The organism is Amycolatopsis sp. NPDC051071 (genome assembly GCF_040682875.1).
Classification (GTDB): domain Bacteria; phylum Actinomycetota; class Actinomycetes; order Mycobacteriales; family Pseudonocardiaceae; genus Amycolatopsis.
Window position 1 is genome coordinate 22694 of the sequence record NZ_JBFBBY010000103.1, and the last position, 6140, is coordinate 28833.

The window sequence follows — 6140 nt, forward strand, 5'->3', positions numbered from 1 at the left end:
CCGGCGGCTGTCCGCGGCAGGCTAATCTCTGCGCGTCACACCGATCCCGATCCGGGGAGTCCCTGTCATGAGGCGTTCGTCCGTCTTGTTCGCCGCCGCTTTCCTGCTGGCGGGCTGTGGTGGCGCCGAGACACCCGCCGCCGCGCCTTCCTCTTCCGCTCCCGCCGCGGCCGGAAGTTCCTGGATGGACGGTTTCTGCGGTTCGCTGCTCGACTTCGCCAAGATCGGCGAGTTCAGGATGCCCGACTTCGAGCAGGGTGACGCCGCGAACGCCCGGAACTCGATGGACGAAGCCTTCGGTGTGTTCGCACCGGGTTTCGACCACGCCGTCACCGGCCTGAACGGGCTCGGCCAGCCTCCGAGCGCGGAGGCCGAAGCCGCGCGGAAGAGCATCGTCGACGCGTTGACGCCGCTGCGGGACCAGGTCGTCGCCGCGAAGACCAAATTGGACGCCGCGCCGAAGGACGACAAAGCGGCCACCGCGGAGGCGGGGCTCGCGTTCCGTCAGATCGGGTCGAATATCAACGACATGCCCGATCCGTTCCAGCAGCTGGAAACGAACGCTTCGCTGAAAGCGCTGGCAGCACAGGCCCCGAACTGCAAGAAGCTGCCTTCCTGACGATTCTTGCCGCCACAGTGATTTGCATTGCCCCCCGGTGTCGGTACCGTCGGTGGCCAGCCGGGAAGTCGTCAGGTCGGGAGGTGTTTTCGTGCGGCCGCGGTCTACCGTTCTCGCCGCGCTGGCAACAGGTATCGGGCTTGGCCTCGCCGGGTGCGGGCAGCAGCCCGCGGTGACTTCCCACGCAAGACAAGAAGGTCTCGCCACGGTCAGCGCGTCGGCCGCCGATCCAGCCTCCGCCTTCGCGGAGGGGTACTGCGGTGCGGTCAGTGGGTTCGTGCGGGCGTTGGCGGCGTTGCCCAGCGTCGATCCGAGCACGCCTCAGCAGGCCTCCCGGACTTCCAGCGACCTGATGGCCTCCGTGGCCGCGGGGCTGAGCCGGACGTCGGCCGCGCTCGGGAACCTAGGTCCGTCCCCGGTCGCCGGAGGCGACGCGTCGCGGACGGCCGCCGTCGCCCAGCTCGACGACATCCGCTCCCGCGCAGACGACGTCCGTCACCGTCTTGACTCCTCAGCGGACTCCGAGACGACGAAGACGGCGCTTCACGACGCGAGGACGTCCCTCGACGAACTAGACCGCCTGGACCTTCTCAGGGGCCTTGACGACGTACCTCAGCTCGCCGCGGCGAGCAGCCGGATCCCGGTTTGCCAGGATTTGGTGAACCAACCGCGCTGAGTCACCGAACTGTCACTGGCCATGACTCGAACTTGTGTTCTATTCTGTTCGGGTGGACGGGACGATCTCGCTCTTCTCGGCGGAGGCGAGCGGGCCAGGGCTCGCGGACCTCGCCGGGGTGCTGTGCGGGCCCGGCCGGATGGCGGGCTTCGGGCGGACGGCCGCGCGGCTGTCCGCCGTGGTCGACGAGCCTTGGCGGGCGCGTGCCCTCGCTCGTGAATGCCGCCGTCGTGGTGCCGAGGCGCAGGTTTCGGCCGCCGACTGCGGGCGGCCACTCGTGAGAACGCCGTTCCGGGTCGATTTGCTGCCGCTGGAGCAGCGGTGGAGCCGGGGCGAGGAGAAAGTACTGCCGGACGGTTTCCGGCTCGACGGGGCGATGCTGAGGATGTGGGCACTGGCCGGCGGCAGTCCCCAGGGCAACGGATACCTGCTCGCACTCGATCCGGAGGCGCCGGAGACACACGAGCGGCTGATCACGGCACTCGCGCGACTCGGCGTCCCGGCGAAGGCGCAGCGTGGCGAGGAGGCGTTGCTGCGGGTCACCGGCCGCCGTCGGCTGGCACATGTGCTTGAGCTGATCGGCGACGCGCCCGCCGGGGCTGAACCCGCCTGGCCGAGTCTGGTGCCCGTCGTACGGGCCGGTTGAGCCCGACCAAGTGCAATGAAAGTCCTCGTCATCGCAAATTTAGCAATAAAGAGGACTTTCATTGCACTCCAGGAGCGCGATCAGGGCTTCGGCGCCTTGCAATTCGGGTTCGAAAGGTCCAGTTCGCTACGTGAGAGACAAGAGGTGAGCTGATAGGTCTGCTCCCCGTAGTTGATGCCGTTCCGCACGGTCACCTTTCCGGCCGCGTCGACCTCGCACGGGTTGTTCATCGTGCATCGCTGGCCGCTCTCGTTGCCGGTGTTGTTGACGCCGACGACCTTGCCGGTCGAGGTCTCGACGATCGGCGAACCCGAGGTCCCGCCGATCGTTTTGCACGCCGAGGTGTACCGGATCGAGTCCTTCCAGACCCAGTCCGCTTCGTGCAGCTCGTGGACGAAGCCGTCGATGTTGCAGGAGTAGATTTTCTTCCAGTAGCCGGAGACCACGTCCATCGCGACGCCGGCCGCCGGACGAGTCGGCGAGAGCGTCAGCGGGGCGATACCGTAGGACGCCTGGATCTGGGCATAGCTGGTGTTGAGCTGGTACAGCGAGACGTCCGTGTCGGTCATCGTCGCGTAGAGCAGCTTCTTCGCCCTGAGCGTGCCGACTGACGAACGACCGTCCTTGGACAGCAGGCTGAAGGTCCGCGATGAGGACTGGTTGACGATTACCTCTCCAGGGTCAGGGAAACCTTCTTGGAGGCAATGCCCGTTGGAGAGGACGAGGGCGGGGTCGGACAGGCTCGCTTCAGGCGGCTTCACCACCGACCCGGAGCAGTTCGACAAGGCCACCGTTCCGGCGAACGTGGTCGTGGCCGCTTCCGCCGGGGCGGCACCGACCAGGGCGGACGCGGTCAGCATGGCGAACAGGGTGCCGAGAAGTCGTCGGGTCATGTGGAAGCCTTTCGGGTCGGCGTGGACATCAAGTGAAGCGTTGGCGGAAGGGGCCCCACCACCGTCGAACGGAGGGTGTTCGGGTGATCACGCGGCACCCCAGGCCGACGTGTCGGACATCACGTGCTAGGTGTTGAAAGGAAACATCGGCGAGGTCAGCGGCGATGCGCTGGACACACGATCGGCGGCGTGTTGCACCACCTAGACGTGGTCCGGGCAGCACGAGCGTGCACACTGACGGGTCGAGAGGCGGCGCGAAGGCGCCGAAGATGAGCGGAGAGCAGGACAGCGTGGCAGGAGCACGGACGAAGAAGACCGCGTCGTCGGACGACGGCGCGGGCCGTCGTCGGCTGGTGATCGTCGAGTCGCCGACCAAGGCCCGCAAGATCGCCCCGTACCTCGGCGTCAACTACGTCGTGGAGTCGTCCGTCGGGCACATCCGGGACCTTCCCCGAGGCGCGGCCGACGTGCCAGCCCAGTACAAGGGCGAGTCGTGGGCACGGCTGGGCGTCGACGTCGACAACGACTTCAAGGCGCTCTACGTCGTCACGCCGGACAAGAAGTCCAAGGTCACCGAGCTGAAGAGCCTCCTGAAGGACGTCGACGAGCTTTACCTCGCGACGGACCCCGACCGCGAGGGCGAAGCCATCGCGTGGCATCTGCTGGAGACCCTCAAGCCGAAGGTCCCGGTCCGCCGGATGGTCTTCCACGAGGTCACCGAGCAGGCGATCCGCGCCGCCGCCAACAGCACCCGTGAGCTCGACGCCGATCTCGTCGACGCGCAGGAGACCCGCCGCATCCTCGACCGGCTCTACGGCTACGAGGTCTCGCCCGTGCTGTGGAAGAAGGTCATGCCGAAGCTTTCGGCAGGCCGCGTGCAGTCCGTGGCGACCCGGATCGTGGTCGAGCGGGAACGCGAGCGGATGCGCTTCACCTCGGCGTCGTACTGGGACATCTCGGCGACGATGGACGCGGGTGCCGAGGCCTCGCCGCGCAGCTTCCCGTCCCGCCTGATCGCCGTCGACGGCGCTCGGCTGGCCACTGGCCGTGACTTCGGCTCGGACGGTCAGCTCAAGGCGTCGAACAACGAGATCCGCGTGCTGGCCGAGCCGGACGCCGTCCGCCTGGCCGGGGCGCTGAAGAACCGCGACTTCAAGGTCGCGAGCGTCGAAGAGAAGCCGTACACGCGTAAGCCGTACGCGCCCTTCATGACCTCGACCCTGCAGCAGGAAGCGGGCCGCAAGCTGCGGTTCACCTCCGAGCGCACCATGCGGATCGCGCAGAAGCTGTACGAGAACGGGTACATCACTTATATGCGTACCGACTCCACGACGTTGTCGGAGTCGGCGATCTCGGCGGCACGCAGCCAGGCGACGCAGCTGTACGGCAAGGAGTACGTCTCGCCGTCGCCGCGTCAGTACACCCGCAAGGTGAAGAACGCGCAGGAAGCCCACGAGGCGATCCGTCCCTCTGGCGAGGTCTTCCGCACGCCGGGCCAGGTCGCGAAGGATCTGGACACCGACGAGTACCGCCTTTACGAGATGATCTGGCAGCGCACGATCGCGTCGCAGATGACGGACGCGAAGGGCACCACGATGTCGGTGCGCATCGTCGGCACCGCCACCAGCGGCGAGGAGTGCACCTTCGCCTCTTCGGGCCGCACGATCACCTTCGCCGGGTTCCTCAAGGCGTACGTCGAAGCCGTCGACACCGAAAGCGGCGGCGAAGCGGACGACAAGCAGAGCCGTCTCCCTCAGCTGGTCAAGGACCAGGCGCTGACCGCGGGCGACCTGAGCCCGGACGGGCACACCACGTCGCCGCCCGCCCGCTACTCGGAGCCGAGCCTGGTCAGCAAGCTCGAAGAGCTGGGCATCGGCCGCCCGTCGACGTACGCGTCGATCATCAAGACCATCCAGGACCGCGGCTACGTGTGGAAGAAGGGTTCCGCGCTGGTGCCCTCCTGGGTCGCGTTCGCCGTGATCGGGCTGATGGAGCGGCATTTCGAGCGGCTGGTCGACTACGACTTCACCGCCGGCATGGAGGACGAACTCGACCGCATCGCCGCCGGTGACGAGCACCGCACGCAGTGGCTGTCGAAGTTCTACTTCGGCGGCGACATGGGCGTCGACGGTTCCGTCGGCCGGCTCGGCGGGCTGAAAAAGCTGGTCGGCTCCGGCGTCGAGGACATCGACGCCCGCGAGATCAACTCGATCCCGCTGTTCAGTGACCCCGACGGCCACACCGTCGTCGTGCGCGTCGGCCGCTACGGCCCGTACCTGGAGCGCGAGGTCGACGGCACGTCGCAGCGGGCGAACCTGCCCGAAGACCTGCCGCCGGACGAGCTGACCCTGGAACTCGCCGAGAAGCTGTTCGCGACGCCGCAGGAAGGCCGCGTGCTCGGCACCGACCCGGTCAGCGGACACGAGATCGTGGCGAAGGAAGGCCGTTTCGGCCCGTACGTCACCGAGCTCCTGCCCGAGCCCGAGCCGCTGCCCGAGACCGCGACCGCCGCGCAGAAGAAGGCCGCGAAGGCGAAGCAGCCGAAGCCGCGTACGGGTTCGCTGTTCAAGTCGATGTCGATCGAGTCGATGAACCTCGAAGACGCGCTGAAGCTGCTTTCGCTGCCGCGCGTCGTCGGCAAGGACCCGGAGTCCGGCGACGAGATCACCGCGCAGAACGGGCGCTACGGGCCGTACCTGAAGAAGGGCACGGACTCGCGTTCGCTCACGACCGAAGACCAGCTGTTCTCGATCACGCTCGAAGAGGCACTGAAGATCTACTCGGAGCCGAAGCAGCGTGGCCGTTCCGCGACCGCGAAGCCGCCTCTCAAGGAACTGGGCGACGACCCGGTGTCGGGTAAGCCGATGGTGGTCAAGGACGGCCGCTTCGGCCCGTACGTGACCGATGGCGAGTACAACGCGACGCTGCGGAAGTCGGACAGCATCGAGGAGCTGACCGCCGAACGCGGCGCCGAACTGCTGGCGGAGAAGCGCGCGAAGGGCCCGGCGCCCAAGCGCAAGGCCCCGGCTCGCAAGCCCGCCGCCTCAAAGACGACGGCCACCAAGACGACCGCGGTGAAGAAAACCACTGCGGCGAAGTCGACGGCGGCGAAGTCGACGGCGGCCAAGAAGCCCGCTTCGCGCTCCACCGCCACGAAGACGAAGTAACCCTCCTTAGCGCGCCATGAACGGCCCGTTACTTGCAAATCTCGCAAGTAGCGGGCCGTTTATGGCGCACTTTCTCGCTCAAGTGTCATGAGGGGTGCCGGCGGGCCCGGAAAATATACATATGGTAGACACCGCAAGA

Annotated in this window: 5 protein-coding genes; 4 read left to right on the plus strand and 1 reads right to left on the minus strand. The window is 67.2% G+C overall.

The window, feature by feature from the left end; genetic code table 11:
* The first annotated feature begins 67 nt into the window (after positions 1-67).
* From AB0M65_RS27885 to AB0M65_RS27895, 3 genes are all read left to right on the plus strand, one after another.
* A complete protein-coding gene (locus tag AB0M65_RS27885; RefSeq protein WP_364033661.1) occupies positions 68-619 on the plus strand; it encodes a hypothetical protein in 552 nt (183 codons plus the stop codon).
* Positions 620-710: 91 nt separating this feature from the next.
* Positions 711-1295 carry a hypothetical protein gene (locus tag AB0M65_RS27890; RefSeq protein ID WP_364033664.1) on the plus strand — a complete coding sequence of 195 codons (585 nt, stop codon included), beginning with the start codon at positions 711-713 and terminating at the stop codon, positions 1293-1295.
* Positions 1296-1347: 52 nt separating this feature from the next.
* Positions 1348-1941 carry a hypothetical protein gene (locus AB0M65_RS27895; protein ID WP_364033669.1) on the plus strand — a complete coding sequence of 198 codons (594 nt, stop codon included), beginning with the start codon at positions 1348-1350 and terminating at the stop codon, positions 1939-1941.
* An 80-nt stretch (positions 1942-2021) separates the two neighbouring features.
* Here the strand turns inward: AB0M65_RS27895 and AB0M65_RS27900 are convergent, their stop codons facing one another.
* Complete coding sequence (locus AB0M65_RS27900; RefSeq protein WP_364033673.1) at positions 2022-2834, minus strand: serine protease; 813 nt, start codon at positions 2832-2834, stop codon at positions 2022-2024.
* Between the two features lie 269 nt (positions 2835-3103).
* Here AB0M65_RS27900 and topA point away from each other — a divergent pair, with 269 nt between their 5' ends.
* The gene (topA, locus tag AB0M65_RS27905; protein ID WP_364033676.1) at positions 3104-6001 is read left to right on the plus strand and encodes a type I DNA topoisomerase; all 2898 of its coding nucleotides are present in this window, start codon (positions 3104-3106) and stop codon (positions 5999-6001) included.
* The last annotated feature ends 139 nt before the right edge of the window (positions 6002-6140 follow it).

What these genes read in the sequence shown, in the direction of transcription:
- AB0M65_RS27885 (WP_364033661.1), top strand. Translation starts at nt 68, where the DNA reads ATGAGGCGTTCGTCCGTCTTGTTCGCCGCCGCTTTCCTGCTGGCGGGC.
- AB0M65_RS27900 (WP_364033673.1), bottom strand. Translation starts at nt 2,834, where the DNA reads ATGACCCGACGACTTCTCGGCACCCTGTTCGCCATGCTGACCGCGTCC.
- topA (WP_364033676.1), top strand. Translation starts at nt 3,104, where the DNA reads ATGAGCGGAGAGCAGGACAGCGTGGCAGGAGCACGGACGAAGAAGACC.